The sequence below is a fragment of the Hyphomonas sp. CY54-11-8 genome (assembly GCF_000682735.1).
In the GTDB taxonomy this organism is placed as follows: Bacteria; Pseudomonadota; Alphaproteobacteria; order Caulobacterales; family Hyphomonadaceae; genus Hyphomonas.
This window is the reverse complement of record NZ_AWFD01000034.1, coordinates 88234-105391: the sequence shown is the minus strand read 5'-3', so window position 1 is coordinate 105391 and position 17158 is coordinate 88234. Positions and strand designations below refer to the sequence as shown.

The following is a 17158-nucleotide window of genomic DNA, read 5'->3' as shown; positions in this document are numbered from 1 at the left end:
CCCCCTGACGTTGCGTGCAAGATGCCTCACGTTTCGAGCGAGTCAGGCAAGACCCGGTTCAGCCATGCTCGAAGCCGAGAGTTTCCGGTAGGTTAACGGGCGAACCATTGGAGATCGCCTGCAAACCGCTCCCGGAGGCGAAAGTACCGATTTTGGTGACCTGCAGCGACATTTCCGGAGCGGAAAACTCTATCTGATGGCTGGCCGACTGAGGGGCAGCGAACAGAACCTGATAATCGTCGCCCCAGGAAGCGAGCGCCAGTTGCTCTTCAAGGCCGTACGCACCTCCGGCGAACGGCACCAGATCCAGATCAACCGTCACCGAAAGACCGGAAGCGGCAGCAAGCATCCTCGCATCACCCAATAGTCCGTCGGAGACATCCATAGATCCGCTGGCGCAATTGCGCAGAAGGTCGATGATCCGCAAGGATGCCAGCGCAGGCTCCCGGTAAGCAGCAATGTATGGGTCGTCAGCACGCCCTTCTCGAAGCGCCTTGTAGCCCAGGCATGCCGCTCCGATCTGACCGGTCACCCAAAGGGAATCCCCGGCCTTCGCTCCATTGCGCCGGATGGCCCCGTCCGGACCGCACCGTCCGGTCAGCGTAAGTGACAAGAACAAGCCGTGTGGACTCGCGGTCGTATCGCCACCGACGAGCTGTGCGCCCCAATCGGCCAGTTCACCACCAAGTGCTTCAGCGAATCGCGCCAACTGCCCTTCCGAACGGCTTTTCGGCCATCCAAGCGTCAGCAGCGCCTCGACCGGCTGTGCGCCTTTGGCAATGATGTCAGACACATTCGCGCGCACGAGTTTTCGGGCCACGCTACCAATCGGATCGTCCGGAAAGAAATGTACACCTTCGACCAACGCATCGACGGTTGCGACGATGCGGCCGTCAGACACCGACAGCTCCGCCACATCGTCCCGCAGCGCATCGGCCCCCAGCGCCGAGACCAGCGGTACGAAATATCGGGAGATCCAGTCGCGCTCACCCACGCCTATTCGGTCGCCTGTTCTGCCAATGGATGCTTTACCCCGTCCAGCACCACGCCCCACACGGGGATGGCGTCCCAGTCAGATCCTGCCGTGTCCAGCGGGTTTGCACCGAGTATGGTGAAATCAGCGCGCTTGCCCGGTTCAATCGACCCAATTTCCGCTTCCAGACCGAGGACACGGGCCGCATCCAGCGTGATTGCCTCCAGCGCTTCGTGCGCACTGAGCGCCATGTCTGCCTCGTAGACGGTGCCTTCCCGTGTTGCCCGCGTCATGTGCACGCCTGCCGCGCGCAGCGGATAGGGCGGGGCCAGCGGCGCATCACTGTGGACAGCCACTGGCACGCCGGCAGCCGTCAGCGCCCCCAACGGGGATATCCATTGCGCCCGGACCTCACCAAGAGGTCCGGCATACTCATGGGCCATGTAGAATACGTAGTGGCTGGCGGCTGAGAGCTGCGCATTCAGCCGTCCGGCGGCCTCTACCTGCTCTGGCGAAAACAGGCCGCCATGTTCGATGACGAAGCTGTTGCCGGGACCGTCGTCACCATTCCTGAGCGTTTCCAGCGCTTTGAGCGTGGCGCCCTGTGCCGCATCGCCATTGGAATGGATATTCACACCAAGACCGGCATCCCAGTAAGGCTGGATCGCCGGGACGATTCCGTCCGGACCTGCCACCCACAGGCCTTCCGATCCCTTCGATTGACCGGAAAGGTAGCCCGGCGGAGAAAGCCGCATCGTCTGGCTGTAAAATGCGCCATCAGTAAAGAATTTCACCCGTGGCAGAACCGGGGCCGGTGTCGGTTGTTCGCCGCTGACCATGTCGAGAACGGCCTGTACCTTGCCGTCACCATAGGTCCGCTCCAGTGCGCGGTACTCTGGCAATAGATAGAGATGGTACCCCGCCGCCTGCGCATCGCCCCAATTGGCGCGAATATTCGCATCCTCCATCTCCCACCCGAACAGGCCATAGGCCATTTCGGCGGTCGTTGTGACACCCGCATCGCGCAGCATGGAGGAGAACCCCTGGAAGCCTGCGGTAACATTCTCCGGCGCGAGGATGACGCCCGCAAACGCCTGGATGACCAACAGGGCCGCATCCTCATAGATCCGGCCGGTCAGCTCGCCATTCTCATCAAGGTCGACACCGTGGAATGACTGCGCCAGCGCGGGAGTAAATCCAGCTGCCTCAATAGCCGCGCTGTTCAGATAGAAATCGTGTGATGAGTAGTGCCATACAATCAACGGCTGATCCGATGTGATCGCATCAAGGTCCGCCTTCGTCAGGTCTCCGTGCACCAGATTGTGGTAGCCATATGCGACCACCGTTGAGTCCGGTTCCGCCGCTTCGACGATGGCGGTCAACCCACCCAGAAATGCTTCCCGGTTCGGCAAACCCGATTTCATTCCGTGGGGAGTCGCCATGGGCCAGGGCGGCGTAATAGGCAAATTGTACTGAAGGGCGCCCAGCACGACATGCACATGCGGGTCGATCAGACCTGGTACGATGACTTCATCCGCAAATTCAGGGTCGATCGCCGCAGCTGGCATCGCAGCAGTCAGGCGGGCCAGAGTTCCCGTGGAAACAACGCGGTCGCCGGATACCGCAACCGCTTCGGCCACTACGTCCTCGCCTGCCATCGTAACCACAGCCTTGGCGGGATAGATGACAACCCCTTCGCCTGCGGCCGGATCCGGAGACGAAGGTGCGGCACAGGACGCGACTGCGATGCTCGCGGCCAGAACAATCCGTTTCATGGGGCCCTCCTCCCTGTCATTTGCAGAGGAGCGTGGCGCGACCTGTAGAGCAATGCAAGCGCGATCAGAGGCCTTCGCGGCCGATGGCGTAGAAGCGTTCCGCCCGCTGGCGGCGCAATTCTGCCGGGGACAGGCCGTCCAGATCCTTCAGCGCCTTCTCAAGCGCCTTGGACGCCGTGGCCATGGCACGTTGCGGATCGCGATGCGCGCCGCCGACAGGCTCTTTGACCACATCGTCGATCACCCTGGTCCGCAGCAGGTCTGGCGCGGTGATCTTCATCGCATCTGCCGCATCCTTCGCCTTGGCAGCATCGCGGTAGAGAATGGAGGCGCAACCTTCCGGCGAAATTACCGAATAGATGGCGTGCTCCATCATCAGCACCTTGTTGGCAGCCGCGATGCCGATCGCTCCTCCGGACATGCCTTCACCGATGATCAGCGTGACAAACGGAACGCCAAGCGTCAGGCCACGCTGTGTGCCGCGCGCGATGGCTTCCGCCTGGCCGCGTTCCTCTCCGCCCTTGCCGGGATAGGCACCCGAAGTATCGGGGAAGCTGAGGACAGGGAGATTGAATTTCTCTGCGAGGTCCATGAGGCGCACGGCTTTCCGGTACCCCTCTGGGTGGGCCATGCCAAAATTATGCTTCAGTCGCTTTTCGGTCGTACGGCCCTTTTCGTGACCCATGATCACAACCGGACGTCCCTTGAACCGGGCGAGGCCGCCAATCACGGCTTCGTCGTTGCCGTAAACCCGGTCGCCAGCCAATTCTTCGAAGTCCTCGAAGACATTCTCGACAAAGTCACTGAAGTGCGGACGGTCCGGATGACGCGCCACCTGAGTCTTTTGCCAGGCACTTAGATCCGAGTAGGTGTCCTTCAGAAGCTTCTGGGATTTCGCCTTGAGCTTTGTCAGCTCGTCCGAAAGCGACGGCCCGTCCTTGCGGCCCGACAGCGTTTCAAGCTCGGCGATCTTGGATTCCAGTTCCGCCAGCGGCTTTTCGAATTCGAGATATGAAACTTTCATGGCGTGCAAAGTAGCAATCGCAGACTGACTCGCCTAGTGCCGAGATCAGAACAGAACACCTTGCATTTTTGCAATCGCCGGCAGGATCAGAACACCCAAAAGGACCGGAAAAACAAACAAAATCAAAGGCAAAGTCAGTTTTGCTGGCAATGCCATGGCTTTTTCTTCCGCCATCAGGATACGCCGCTGGCGCATATCTGCCGAGAAGATCCGCAATGTGGCCCCCAGACTCGTGCCCATTTCCTCCGCCTGACGCAGCATCGTTGCCAGCGACCCGGCTTCTTCAAGGTTCATCCGATCGGCGAAGGAGCGCCAGGCTTTTTTACGTGATTTACCCGCACGAAGCTCCAGCGACAGGGTTTTCATGTGCCCGGCAATGATGGGATGGCGCATCTCGAGCTCTTCGCCCACGCGCTGCACGGAGGCGTCGAGACTGAGCCCCGCTTCCACACAGGCCACCATCAGGTCCATCATGTCCGGAAAGCCCAGCGAACACTGGCTCTGCCGAGCAGAAATCAGATGATCGACATAGAAAGATGGGCCGACCAGTCCGATGATGAGCAGCGCGACGCTGCCGAACAACGGAATCGTTGGCGGAAGATTGCCCAGATATGGCAGCGCAAACAACAAACCGACCTGAGGCACGATCACGCAAATGAGACGCGCGAGATAGTACTGGCCGACGGCGCTGGAATGAGTCAGGCCCGCAAGTGCAAGACGAGCCCGCACTTCGCTGACTTTCTCTTCGTCGGTCGGCGCGACCTTGTTGGATACCTGAAGCACCAGATTGTCGACCGGGCTGACATGCTTGTGCGGCTCCATGAACCGGGTTCCACGCCGCTCCAGTCGGCGTTCGACCTCTTCCTTGGCTTTTGCGTTCCGCCAGACAGACAACAGTCCCGGCACCGCAACGGCGATGGCAACCGCCAGCATGATCGCCGGCAACCAGATTTCAGAGAGCGCGACACCATCCAACATGACAGCCCTCACATCTTGAAATTGATCATTTTGCGCATGACCATGTTTCCGATGAACATCCAGGTGAACAGGCCGGCAAATGAGTATCGGATCAGCGGTTTCCCGATGACATCGCTGTAGAATTCCGGACGCAACAGATGGATGGCGGCCATCACCATGAACGGCGCAGCGGTCAGGATCATGGCAGACGTCCGACCCTCAGACGAAGCCGCGCGGACCTTGAGGCGCATGGTCTGCCGTTCACGGATGGTAGACGCCAGGGCCTTGAGGAGTTCGGTCAGGTTGCCGCCTGTCTTCTCCTGAAGCCGGACCGTTGCCGCGAAGAGTTCAATGTCCGGGTCACCTGCCCGTTCAGCCATGCGCTGAACGGCGTTGGTCAGGGACATACCATAGGATACTTCGTCAGCAGCCATGCCAAATTCTGTCCCGATCGGGTCCGGCATTTCACGGGCCACCAGAGCGATCGCGGTCGCAACGGGATGTCCGGCCTCAAGACTGCGACAAGCGATCTGCATCGCATCGGGAAGCTGCTGGGCGAGCTTCTTCATACGCTTTCCAGCGACCATTTTCAACGCAATGATTGGCGCCAGCGCGAAAATGGCGACGACAATGCCACCGGAGGTGAGGATACCGCCGACCATTTTCAAATAGACAAAACCCGCTACCAGGCCGGCGCCGCCGGACATCGCAAACCAGCGAGCAGGCTGATACGGCAGCCCTGAACGCACGACCAGCTGGTTGAACCACTGCATCGGCATCGCAAAGTTACCGAACTCGTCCAGGCCACGGCTCTTGCGCAGTTCGATCATTGCCTCGTTCGTGCTTTCGAAGCGTTCCTTGAATTGCAGGCGCTGGTTCACGATCCGCTGCGTCTGTGCCGTCGAGAACAGACTCATGACGGCCTGCAGCGCTAGGAATACAGCACCGACCGCCATGATCAGCGGGATCATGAACGTCAGGCTGATATTGGAAATATCCGGCAGGCCGAACAAAACAGTCTCCTAGAAACGTGTGGACGGATCAAACATGCCGGGGGGCATGTGCACGCCGCGGCGTTCCATCTCGTCCAGGAATTTCGGTCGCAGACCGGTGGCAGCGAAGTGCCCTTCCACCTTGCCTTCATCCGTGGTGCCGGTGCGGACGAACTGGAAGATTTCCTGAAGCTGCACCACCGATCCTTCCATGCCGGTGACTTCGGCAATAGACATCACACGGCGTGATCCATCCGAAAGACGAGATGCCTGAACGATGAAGTTCACAGCCGAAGCGATCTGACCACGGATGGCATGTTCGGAGATCTTCATCCCCCCGATCATCACCATCTGCTCAAGACGCGTCAGTGCGTCCCGGGGATTGTTGGCGTGAATGGTTGCCATGGATCCTTCGTGGCCGGTGTTCATGGCCTGGAGCATGTCGAACGCTTCCTCACCACGCACCTCCCCCAGAATGACACGGTCCGGACGCATGCGCAGGGCGTTCTTCACAAGCTCCCGCTGACGGATTTCACCCTTGCCTTCGATGTTCGGCGGACGCGTTTCCATTCGGGCAACGTGCGGCTGCTGCAGCTGAAGTTCCGCGGCATCCTCAATGGTGATCATCCGTTCGTCTGGACTGATCGCGGACGACAGCGCGTTGAGCAGGGTCGTCTTGCCGGAACCCGTACCACCGGAAATCACGGTTGAGGCGCGGCACTTTACGGCGCCGAGGATGAAGTCTGCCACCGGGCGCGGAATGGCACCGAACTCGACCAGCTTGTCGATGGTCAGCGGCGATTTCGAGAATTTCCGGATCGAGACAAGAGGGCCGTCGATGGCGATCGGCATGACCGCGGCGTTCACACGGCTGCCGTCAGCGAGACGTGCATCGACCAGCGGCTGGCTTTCGTCCACGCGCCGGCCCACAGCCGACACGATACGCTGAACGATCCGCAGCAGGTGATCATTGTCGGCAAAGCGCACGGGCGCGACCTGCAGTTTGCCGTGACGCTCGACATAAACTTGATCGCAGCCATTGATCAGAATATCGGCGATGGAGTCGTCCTTGAGCAGGGGCTCAATCGGCCCAAGGCCGGTCATCTCGTCCATGACGGCGTCGGCGAAACTGGCCTCTTCCGCCGCGGACAAGGCCATGTCTTCCTTGCGGATGATGTCCGCGATAATGCCGCGCACCCGACGACGCAGGGTCTCGTCATCCAGCTTTTCAAGCTTCGACAAATCCAGCTCGTCGATCAGTTTGGCGTGAACCTTGAGCTTTGCTTCCAGCTGGTCGAAACCGCCCGTTTCCGGCTTGGCGCGCGGTGGCGCTGGCGGCGGAACCGGCGTGGATGCCGCCGCTTCTGGTTCAGGCGCGGCAGGAGCTGGCGTAGAAAATCCGAAACGGCTCATCCGCGGCGCCTCCGCTTCCTATCAACTGGCATGGCCGCCTGCGCTTCTTCAGGCAGCATCATTTGCACCAGCTTACCAATGTCGCTGACGAGCGGACTTTTCTGGACAACTTCGGCAATCGGCCGGCCCAGGTTGACGGCCGTGCGCGCAGCATCCCAATCCGACGTGATCGTTGAGTCGATTTTCCGGTCGATGGCGCCCTCCGCCTTGTCGAGCGCAAATTCGGCGCGCAGGCGCTTCTTCTGGAACATCCGATTCAGCACCAGCTTGGCCGGCGCCCGGTCACTACGCAGCACATCCGTTTCGCGGGCCATGTCAGCAGCGGCATGGAGACTCGGCACTGTCAGCTCACTGATCACGATGGCCTCATCCACGGCGCTCAGCACAGACTTGGTCCACGGCATCATGTGACGGGGCATATCGACGATGGTGAATTCGAACATGCCGCAGGCCACATCCAGCAGGCGCAGGATCGCCGGTTCTGTCGCAAGCGCATCGCCGTCGGGATTGCGCGGTGCCGCGACAATCGAAACGCCGCTTTCGTGCTGGCAGCACCAGGCCGCAAGCAAACGCGGGTCCAGACGCTCAGGGGCAGCAGACAACGCCGACAGATCCAGTTTGGGTACAGCCTCGAGAAAGGAGGTTGTCATGCCGTCGGCCACATTGAGGTCAACGAGGCAGACGCGTCCTGGACCAAACCGGCGAGCCAGTTCGAACGCACTCTCGATTGCAATCGTCGTGACGCCCGCACCACCTACGGCGCCCCGGAAGGCCCAGCAAACGCTGGATCCGCCAACGCCGCCACCGGTCGTGGCGCGAAACTTCTCAACGGCCTCGGTGATATCTTCCGGACCGGAAGAAATGGGCAGGACGTCAGAAGCATCCAGCTTCATGAGTGCCCGCACCATGTTTCCAGGGATCTGGTCGGACAGGACGATCACCGCTGTGGACGGCCGGTCGACGGCCAGCTTAAGAAGCAGTTCGTCCCATCCAGGCACGCCCTGTTCCAACAGGATGACGCCACCACCGAATTTCATGGCCGCTTCGGAAGCAGACACCTGGCTGAGGTCAGCCAGTTCCACGCAATGCGGCTGCAATGCGCCAAGACGCGTATCGCTAACGAGGGCGGCCAGGTGAGGAACGATGCGGTCCGCGCCCCCTTTGGGCGTGTTCGCTGGTACCGGCTGTGTCATGTTACGAAGTCTCCCCGCCGCCGCTCGTTCCCGAAGGCGGCAATTCCTTGCGCTTGCCTTCATTCAGGGCCCGGACGGCATTGGCTGCACGCACGCCGGATGATGACTGGTTGGCTTCGGAGTTCGGCACAGTAACGTCGCGAATGGACTGCTCAGCAATATTGGCTGCATTCGCGCCACCGAGCAGATACTGGTCGCGATAATCATGCGATGCGCAGGCGGGCAGAATACCCAGCAACAGGATTGGAAGGCCGTATTTGAACTTTTTCATCTTGGTCATTCCCATCATCTCAATACCCATCCGGCGGGATGGCTGTTTTATCCATGAGGAAGAATTCGGATTCCGACGGCTCCCCGAAAGCGTCCAGTGGAGAGGCCAGCATGTCCGGATGCGCCGCAGGCTGAACGAGACGTGGAGTCACGATGATGACGAGTTCGCTCTCATTGCGCTGATAACGCTTGGACGAGAACAGCGCCCCCAGCACAGGCACGTTGCTGAGCCACGGCGTCTGGCGGACATCATTCGAATAATCGTTCTGCAAGAGGCCCGCGACGGCAAAAGCCTGCCCGTCCCGCAGCTCGATCGTCGTGTCGGCACGGCGCACCGAGATACCGGGAATTTCGATATTGGTTGCCCGGATGCCGTTGTTGCGATCCAGTGCCGAGACTTCCGGACGCACACGCAGATTGACCAGGCCATCGCCGAGCACGGTCGGTGTGAAATCCAGCCCGACACCGAATTTCTTGAATTCAACAGTGATCTCACCATCGCGCTGACCGACGGGGATCGGGAACTCGCCGCCTGCCAGGAAACTCGCCGTGTCACCCGACAGGGCAACAAGATTCGGTTCGGCTAGCGTGCGGATCACGCCCTTCTCTTCGAGCGCCCGCAGTCGGACATCGATGTTTTCGTTTCCGATATTGGTGAAAAGCGCGACCGTCTTCTCTGCCAGGCCGGAAACCGTGCTGGAATCCGTCGATGAAACGACATCGTTAGCATCAATCGAGTTGCCGAAACCAATTTCTTTCACTGCACTGCGGCTGGCTTCAAGGAAGCGCACCTCAAGCAGAACCTGCTGGCTCTGGCCGATGGACAGACCGTTCGCAACGCCGCCCGGCACATACCGCTCTGCAACCTGCAGCGCCATTTCAGCCGCCGCCGCAGTTGTCACCTTGCCGTCCAGGAAAATGCCGTCGTGCACGGGATAGACCTGAATGTCTTCACCCGGCAGCAAGTTTGAGAAATCCGTCCGCAGTTCATCCAGGCCGAGCTCGACCTCCACATTGATCAGTTCTGCGATCTTCCCGCTGGCGCCATAGATCAGAACAGTGGTGGATCCCGGCTGTTTGCCGCGCAGGAAGAAGGATTGGTTCGAGGTCGCCATCGCTTCTGCGATTTCAGGATCCGCGACAACCAGGGTCGTAAAAGGTGCATTCGCCTCCACGACGGCCGAACGCCCCTTTTCGACAACCAGCATTTCGTCTGTGGGGGCGGCCGTGCGCTGCGTCCACGCTGCGGCTTGCAGCGTCGTGAACATCATGGCCAGGCATCCGGCCAGCATCATCCGATTAAAACGTCCCATCAGTCCGTCACCTTCTTCGGAGGATCGACCGGGCTGACCGGTGCAGAAACCTCCGTCTCCTGATTACCATTGATGACGCGCACCTGCGTCGTGGAGGGCGTCCTGCGGCGCACAACCGTCCGAACGACGGCTGGTTTTTTCGCTTCCTGCTGCGTTGCGACGATCAGCTCCGCTTCTTCATCCCGCCCGATCAGGGCAAGGCCGAGCGCGCCGCGCTGGCTGGCGGCACCAAGGGCGAGCGCGCCTTCAGGCGTCACTTCCAGCGTCACCGTGTTCGAAGGCAAGGCGCCTTCCAGGTTCGGCTCGAACGTCTGGTCAATCGCAAGGACCGACACATTCTTGAGCACGGGACGCGCAATCAGGTCACCTGATATGCGCATGTCTTCATCGCCGCGCGCATAGGAATTGCCGCGATCTTCTCGCGGAATGAACTCGTTCACGTCCACCCTGTCTCCCGGTAGCACAAAGCCCGAGACGCCCGTATCGCTACGCACGACAATCGAAACTGCGCGCATGCCGGGCTTGATGGAACCGGCCAGCGTCAGCGTTGCGCCGCTCGTGTCGAGCTTGCTCAGGTTCACAGGCTCGCCTTCGACGATCAGCCCGCGGGAATAGGCCTTTTCCGGAAGCGCATCCGAGTCGCTCAGCGTTCCTTCCGGTACGATGTTTTCGGGCCACTCCACGCGCTTCAGCATGGAGGAATCCAGCAACTCTCCGGTTTCGATTGTCCGTGCCGCAACCATGACGCCTGCCATCGAAACGGCTGCGGCGGCGGTCTGTGCTTCTGCTCGGGTGCGCGCGTCCGACATGTAGTAGCGACCCAGAAGGACAGCGCCAGCGCCCAGCACGACAGATAAGCCCAGACTGATTAAGGGTGTTGTCTTCATTGCTCCCTCACAGCGCCTTTCTGGCGCGATGCTCCGTGTGTCATGGTTACGACGTAGACGGTAAGGTCTCTTGAAGACGTGCAGAAAAATCTCGGAATCTGCCGGAACGGCGCGTTAACCAAGAAACAAGGTGAATTAACCTGGCGCAAACCATAGAATTGGAGTTTTACGCATCAAGGCACAGAGGTACGCGATCACGCAAAAGGTGACCGGTCATTCAATCCGTTGGCGTATCAGTTTGTTGGCTTAGGCGCCCGTTAGGATCCTGGCATATTCAGCCGCATCGACATTGCCGCCACTGACAACCACGCCAACTGACTTGCCCTTTATTTCTTCAGGCAGGCATGCCAATGCCGCGGCCAGCGCCGCCGCACCGCCCGGTTCGGCCACCACTCGAAGGTATCGGAACGCTGCGCGCATCGCCTCTTTCGCCTGCGCATCACTGATCACCAGACCGCCCGCGAAAAGCCTTTGACCTATGGCAAACGTCATCTCGCCTGGCGCACGCGTCAGGATTGCGTCGCAGATCGACCGGGTGCCCGGCGCATTCTGCTCGATGTGCCCGCTTGCGAGGGAACGCGTCCAGTCGTCGTGCCCTGCTGGTTCCGCGACCCAGACCCGTGCGTCCGGCACGGCGCCTTCAAGGGCCAGAGCGATTCCGGAAGCAAGTCCCCCACCGCCCGCCGGTGTAATAAGATGATCGAGCCGCTGACCCGCATCTTCCATCTGAGCCGCGAATTCGAGGCCCGCTGTCCCCTGACCGCTGATGATGTGCGGGTCTTCGAAACTCGGCACCAGTACGGCCCCGCGCTCGGCGGCGATCTGCTCAGCAATCTCTTCGCGGTTTTCTGTGTCACGGTCATAGAACCGGACTTCGCCGCCATCGGCTTCCACGCCTTCGACTTTCACCGCAGGCGCATCCGATGGCATCACGATCAATGCCGGCATGCCGAGCAAGCGCGCTGCCCGCGCAACACCCTGCGCATGATTGCCGGAGGAAAATGCGACGACACCGGCAGCGCGCCGGTCTTCCTGGATCTGCAACAGGCGGTTCGTTGCGCCGCGTATCTTGAAGCTGCCCGTTTCCTGAAGGCATTCCGCTTTCACGAAGATCCGCGCGCCTGCCAGCGCATCGAGCGCGTCATGCCGCAAGACTGGCGTGTTGCGGACAAGGCCTTTCAGCCGTTGCGCAGCTGCGGTCACATCGGAATAAGTCGGAAGGGAATCGGACGCCATGGCGCTCCATAGCGCGCTATGGCGTCCGGGAAAATCAGATTAGAGACCTGCGGCGAATTTCTTCACCAGTTCGCGCGCGGCATCTGACGTTTCTTCATGATCCAGCGCGTGGGCGAGGACGGCTTCGAAGTAGCCAGCCTTGGAACCACAGTCATATGGCGCGCCTTCGAACTCATAGGCGTAGAAGGCCTGGCTCTCCATCAGCGTCGCCATGGAGTCGGTCAACTGGATTTCTCCGCCGGCGCCTTTGCCCTGGTTCTCCAGAAGATCGAAGATCTCCGGTTGCAGGATATAGCGGCCGGTGATCGCAAGATTCGATGGTGCCGACTCGACCGGCGGCTTCTCGACCATGCCGGACATGCGGATCAGGCGGCCGTCACGCTCGACAGGCGCAATGACGCCGTACGAGGAAACACGCTCTTCCGGTACCGGGTCCACAGCAATGATATTGCCGCCGACTTTATCGTAGGCTTCGACCATCTGCGCGAGACAGGAGGGCTGACCCTTCACGATGACGTCCGGCAGCAGCACAGCAAAGGGCTCATTGCCAATGATGTCTCGCGCGCACCAGACGGCGTGGCCGAGGCCCAGCGGCTTCTGCTGGCGTGTAAAGCTTGCGCCGCCGGCCGGCAGGCGGCTCTGTTCGACCTGCTTCAGGATGGCGTCCTTCTTCTTGGCGACGAGGGCGTCTTCCAGTTCGTAGGAATGATCGAAATAGTCTTCGATGGCGCCTTTATTGCGCCCGGTGACAAAAACAATGTGCTCAATCCCCGCCTCAAGCGCTTCATCGACCACATATTGAATCGCGGGGCGATCGACGACCGGAAGCATTTCCTTTGGGATTGCTTTGGTTGCCGGCAGCACACGTGTGCCAAACCCGGCGACCGGCAGGACTGCCTTTTTTACGCGCATATCAAATCCATTTCTCGTGTGTCAGGTGAATACTGCGCCATTTGATAAGCAAAATGCCTGCCAAGGTCACCCAGCGTCACAAGCCAGTGCCTTAGGCGCAACGGTTCAGGCGTTTATGATCAGGTACAGGCCTGCAATAGACAGGGACAGACAGAGAACCGCCAGCGTGGCCAGAGCCCCGCGGATCGGCAGCCCCTCCGCGCGATGCAGGCGCTCAGCCAGGTGCGATTGCAGCCGGCGGGCTGGCGAACCGGCCCCATGGGCTTTCAGGTCGCCGAACTGCCAGCCGTGCGCCTCGTCCGCCGACGGCGCGGGGTTCCCCCCATGCTCCGCATCGGTTTCCGGTGGTTGATGTTTCGGGACCTTGAGGGCGGACACGGCAAACTCCTGCAGATTGCCGTCCCTTCTGCCACTCCAGTCACTAAGGCTTGGCTAACGCCGGTAAAAAGTGCCGGTATTTCTGCGCTACAGCGGCAGCAGCAGGTGGCCTCCATCCACAACGATATTCGAACCGGTCATGTAGCTGCCTGCCTGAGACGACAACAGCAGCAGCGCGCCATCCAGCTCGCTATGCTCGCCAAAGCGTTTCATCGCGATCCGTTTGCGCATTTTGTCACCCGCATCGGAGTCGAGATATTCCGAATTGATGTCGGTCTTGTAGTAGCCGGGCGAAATTGCATTCACGCGGATCCCGTACCGGGCATTTTCCAGTGCCATCTGCTTCGTCAGATGCTCAACGCCCGCCTTGGAAACACAGTAGGCCGTCGTCATCATCTGGGGCTGAAGGCCGGTGATGGAGGCGATGTTGATGATCGAGCCGGGTACGCCTGCCTCGATCATGGCGTTCGTCGCGTGTTTGCCGACGCGCCAGACACCATTCAGATTCGTGTCGATGACCGCGTTCCAGTCGTCCTCACTCTGGTCCCGGAACCAGGTGTCGCGCGACATGCCGGAATTGCTCACGATAATGTCACAGGGCCGGCCAAGCGCTTCCTTCACCTCGGCGAAGACGCCGCTGACGCTGTCATCGGAAGTCACATCCATCTCTACCGGCAGGGCGCGGCCACCGGACTTGCTGATCTCATGGGCCAGTGCTTCCAGGCGATCCATGCGGCGCGCTGCCAACACAACATCCGCTCCAGCCTTTGACAGAACCTTTGCAAAATGGCGTCCCAAACCGCTCGACGCGCCGGTCACCAAAGCTGTCCTGTCAGTAAGACTAAACAAATCCATGCCCCAAACTCCTCATTTCGCACTTGCACAACGCAAGATTCTGTCGCTACTCCTACCGTCATGAAAATATCAGTGCTGAGGGAACGACGTTCTGGTGAGACCCGTGTGGCGGCTACACCAGAAACGGTCAAGAAGTTAGTGGCTTCAGGCCACTCGGTTACAATTGAGTCCGATGCCGGCAAGACTGCCGGGTTTCTGGACTCTGCCTATGAGGAGGCCGGGGCATCCATTGCGAAGGATGCCGCCGCGACCGTCCAGGGGGCAGATATCGTCTTCAAGGTCCGCGGACCGGAGGAAGGCGAGATCGCGGCCCTACCGGACGGGGCGGCCCTGATCGCCCTCATGGAGCCGTTCGCGATGGACCCAAAGGTCATCGCCGGACTCAACGCGAAAAAGATCGCGGCCCTGTCCATGGAATTCACCCCGCGCATCACTCGCGCACAGAGCATGGACGCGCTTTCGTCCCAGTCCAACCTCGCCGGCTATCGTGCCGTAATTGAAGGCGCGCAGATCTTTGGACGCGCCATGCCGATGATGATGACCGCTGCCGGCACGGTCGCCCCGGCCAAGACCTTCATCATGGGAGCTGGCGTCGCTGGTCTCCAGGCCATCGCCACCGCCCGCCGCCTCGGCGGGGTGGTTACCGCAACAGACGTGCGTCCCGCCGCCAAGGAACAGGTCGCCTCGCTGGGCGCCAAATTCATCGCGGTCGAGGATGATGAGTTCAAGGCAGCAGAGACCGCTGGCGGCTACGCCAAACAGATGTCACCTGAATACCAAGCCAAGCAGGCCGAACTGACAGCCAGCCACATCGCCAAGCAGGACATCGTCGTCACAACGGCCCTCATTCCAGGCCGTCCCGCGCCGGTCCTGATCACCGAGGAAATGGTGAAGAGCATGAAGCCGGGTTCGGTGATCGTCGACATGGCGGTCGCGCAGGGCGGCAACTGCCCGCTCTCGAAGCCGGATGAGATCGTCGATGTCGGCGGCGTCAAAGTGGCCGGGTTCTCAAACCTGCCTGCGCGCCTGCCCGCAGACTCGTCCTCGCTCTACTCCAAGAACCTGCTCGCCTTCCTGCCGCTCGTGACGGCCGAAGACGGCAGCCTCAATCTCGACACCGATGACGAAGTCGTCGTCGCCATGCTCCTGACCCGGGGCGGCGAAACGGTGAACGAAAGGATCCAATCATGAAACGCGCACTCCTGACCCTCGTCGCGGCCAGCTTTGCGCTGCCCGCCTTTGCCGATGGCGGTGGCATCGATTCCACTGTCTTCCTGGCCGCCATCTTCGCGCTGGCCTGTTTCGTCGGCTATTATGTTGTGTGGAGCGTCACCCCGGCCCTGCACACGCCGCTGATGGCCGTGACCAACGCCATCTCCTCCGTGATCGTTGTCGGTGCGCTTGTTGCGGCCGCCACGGTCGGCCTGAACTCGGACAACTGGGTCTCCAAGGTTCTCGGCACGGTCGCCGTCGCGCTCGCCAGCGTGAACATCTTCGGCGGCTTCCTCGTTACCCAGCGCATGCTCGCCATGTACAAGAAGAAGGGGGACTAATTCATGGACTCCTTTCACTCTACCTGGGCGCCGCTGCTCTATCTGATCGCCGGCATCCTCTTCATTCTGGCGCTTCGTGGGCTTTCCAGTCCAGCCACCAGCCGCGCGGGCAACCGCAACGGCATGATCGGCATGGCCATCGCCGTGGCGACGACGCTTGCCCTGCTCTGGGGTGACCTCGACGTCACCACATGGGGCCTGATCCTCGCAGGCGTTGCCGTCGGAGGCATCATCGGCGCAATCATCGCCCGCCGCATTCCGATGACGGCGATGCCGCAGCTGGTGGCTGCCTTCCACAGCCTCGTCGGCATGGCCGCCGTGCTCGTGGCCGCAGCCGCCTTCTACTCGCCCGTCCAGTTCGGCATCGCCGGTGATGTCGGCATCAAGGGCGCCTCCCTGATCGAACTCGGCCTCGGCTCCGCCATCGGTGCCCTGACATTTACCGGTTCGGTCATCGCCTTTGCGAAACTAAACGGCAACATGAGCGGCGCGCCGATCATGTTGCCTGCCCGTCACCTGCTCAACATCGTGCTTGCTGCCGGTGTCGTCGGCCTTCTGGGCTACCTGATTGCCGTGAACGGCCAAGCACCCTGGGCGTTCTGGGGCCTCACGGTCCTGGCGCTGATCCTCGGCATCACGCTGATCATTCCGATCGGCGGCGCCGATATGCCGGTCGTCGTGTCCATGCTGAACTCCTATTCGGGTTGGGCGGCTGCCGCCCTCGGTTTCACACTCGGCAATTTCGCCCTGATCATTACGGGTGCCCTCGTCGGCTCTTCGGGTGCGATCCTTTCCTACATCATGTGCAAGGGCATGAACCGGAGCTTCATCTCGGTGATCCTCGGCGGCTTCGGCGCAGACGACTCCGCAGCAGGCGCTGGCGGCCCGGCTGTCGACCGTCCGTTCAAGAAAGGCTCTGCTGACGATGCGGCCTTCATCATGAAGAACGCGTCCAAGGTCATCATCGTGCCCGGCTACGGCATGGCTGTGGCGCAGGCCCAGCACGCGCTGAAGGAAATGGCGGAGCTGCTGAAGGAGGAAGGCGTCGAAGTGAAGTACGCCATCCACCCGGTCGCCGGCCGTATGCCGGGGCACATGAACGTGCTACTGGCCGAGGCGCAGGTACCCTATGACGAAGTGTTCGAGCTGGAGGACATCAACTCCGAATTCTCGACTGCGGATGTCGCCTTCGTCATCGGCGCAAACGATGTGACCAACCCGTCGGCCAAGACGGACAAGACGTCACCCATTTACGGCATGCCGGTTCTGGACGTCGAGAACGCCCGCACGGTGCTGTTCGTGAAACGCTCCATGGGCTCCGGCTATGCCGGCGTCGATAACCCGCTCTTCTTCAACGACAACACGATGATGTTGCTCGCAGACGCCAAGAAAATGGTGGAAGACATCGTCAAGTCGCTCTAAGGCGC

General features: G+C 60.7%; 17 protein-coding genes. 3 read left to right on the top strand and 14 right to left on the bottom strand.

The genetic code is table 11. The annotated features are described in order from the left end of the window. Positions 1-58: 58 nt before the first annotated feature. From thiL to HY17_RS14330, 14 genes are all read right to left on the bottom strand, one after another. On the bottom strand, positions 59-994 hold the full coding sequence (thiL, locus tag HY17_RS14395) for a thiamine-phosphate kinase (protein ID WP_034767823.1): 936 nt from the start codon (positions 992-994) through the stop codon (positions 59-61). A 2-nt stretch (positions 995-996) separates the two neighbouring features. Beyond that, positions 997-2748 carry an amidohydrolase gene (locus tag HY17_RS14390; protein ID WP_034767821.1) on the bottom strand — a complete coding sequence of 584 codons (1752 nt, stop codon included), beginning with the start codon at positions 2746-2748 and terminating at the stop codon, positions 997-999. Between the two features lie 64 nt (positions 2749-2812). After that, positions 2813-3772 carry an acetyl-CoA carboxylase carboxyltransferase subunit alpha gene (locus HY17_RS14385; protein WP_034767820.1) on the bottom strand — a complete coding sequence of 320 codons (960 nt, stop codon included), beginning with the start codon at positions 3770-3772 and terminating at the stop codon, positions 2813-2815. Positions 3773-3817: 45 nt separating this feature from the next. After that, positions 3818-4750 carry a type II secretion system F family protein gene (locus tag HY17_RS14380; protein WP_034767819.1) on the bottom strand — a complete coding sequence of 311 codons (933 nt, stop codon included), beginning with the start codon at positions 4748-4750 and terminating at the stop codon, positions 3818-3820. Between the two features lie 8 nt (positions 4751-4758). Beyond that, entirely contained in the window at positions 4759-5742 is a 984-nt protein-coding gene (locus HY17_RS14375; protein ID WP_233348822.1) for a type II secretion system F family protein, read from the bottom strand. A 9-nt stretch (positions 5743-5751) separates the two neighbouring features. Further along, on the bottom strand, positions 5752-7134 hold the full coding sequence (locus HY17_RS14370) for a CpaF family protein (protein WP_034767818.1): 1383 nt from the start codon (positions 7132-7134) through the stop codon (positions 5752-5754). Continuing rightward, positions 7131-8327 carry a MinD/ParA family protein gene (locus HY17_RS14365; RefSeq protein ID WP_034767815.1) on the bottom strand — a complete coding sequence of 399 codons (1197 nt, stop codon included), beginning with the start codon at positions 8325-8327 and terminating at the stop codon, positions 7131-7133. The genes HY17_RS14370 and HY17_RS14365 overlap by 4 nt, the downstream gene beginning before the upstream one ends. A gap of 1 nt (position 8328) precedes the next feature. Further along, a complete protein-coding gene (locus HY17_RS14360; RefSeq protein ID WP_065382936.1) occupies positions 8329-8607 on the bottom strand; it encodes a hypothetical protein in 279 nt (92 codons plus the stop codon). Positions 8608-8617: 10 nt separating this feature from the next. Beyond that, a complete protein-coding gene (locus HY17_RS14355; protein WP_081813174.1) occupies positions 8618-9910 on the bottom strand; it encodes a type II and III secretion system protein family protein in 1293 nt (430 codons plus the stop codon). Then, positions 9910-10797, bottom strand: a complete 888-nt coding sequence (gene cpaB, locus HY17_RS14350; RefSeq protein WP_081813173.1) for a Flp pilus assembly protein CpaB — start codon at positions 10795-10797, stop codon at positions 9910-9912. Before cpaB ends, HY17_RS14355 begins: the two co-directional genes overlap by 1 nt. Before the next feature lie 246 nt (positions 10798-11043). Next, positions 11044-12033 (bottom strand): threonine/serine dehydratase, encoded by a 990-nt coding sequence (locus tag HY17_RS14345; RefSeq protein WP_034767812.1) that lies wholly within the window; start codon positions 12031-12033, stop codon positions 11044-11046. Positions 12034-12072: 39 nt separating this feature from the next. Further along, positions 12073-12945, bottom strand: coding sequence for a UTP--glucose-1-phosphate uridylyltransferase GalU (galU, locus tag HY17_RS14340; RefSeq protein ID WP_034767811.1), 873 nt, complete (start codon positions 12943-12945; stop codon positions 12073-12075). Positions 12946-13050: 105 nt separating this feature from the next. Then, complete coding sequence (locus tag HY17_RS14335) at positions 13051-13323, bottom strand: hypothetical protein (RefSeq protein ID WP_034767810.1); 273 nt, start codon at positions 13321-13323, stop codon at positions 13051-13053. A gap of 87 nt (positions 13324-13410) precedes the next feature. Further along, a complete protein-coding gene (locus HY17_RS14330; protein WP_081813172.1) occupies positions 13411-14178 on the bottom strand; it encodes an SDR family NAD(P)-dependent oxidoreductase in 768 nt (255 codons plus the stop codon). Between the two features lie 60 nt (positions 14179-14238). Between HY17_RS14330 and HY17_RS14325 the strand changes: the two genes are divergently transcribed. The 3 genes from HY17_RS14325 to HY17_RS14315 are packed head-to-tail and all read left to right on the top strand — an operon-like array spanning position 14239 to position 17153. Further along, complete coding sequence (locus tag HY17_RS14325; RefSeq protein WP_034767807.1) at positions 14239-15369, top strand: Re/Si-specific NAD(P)(+) transhydrogenase subunit alpha; 1131 nt, start codon at positions 14239-14241, stop codon at positions 15367-15369. After that, positions 15363-15731, top strand: a complete 369-nt coding sequence (locus HY17_RS14320; protein ID WP_369802204.1) for a proton-translocating transhydrogenase family protein — start codon at positions 15363-15365, stop codon at positions 15729-15731. The genes HY17_RS14325 and HY17_RS14320 overlap by 7 nt, the downstream gene beginning before the upstream one ends. 3 nt (positions 15732-15734) lie before the next feature. Continuing rightward, the gene (locus HY17_RS14315; RefSeq protein WP_034767805.1) at positions 15735-17153 is read left to right on the top strand and encodes an NAD(P)(+) transhydrogenase (Re/Si-specific) subunit beta; all 1419 of its coding nucleotides are present in this window, start codon (positions 15735-15737) and stop codon (positions 17151-17153) included. Positions 17154-17158: the final 5 nt, after the last annotated feature.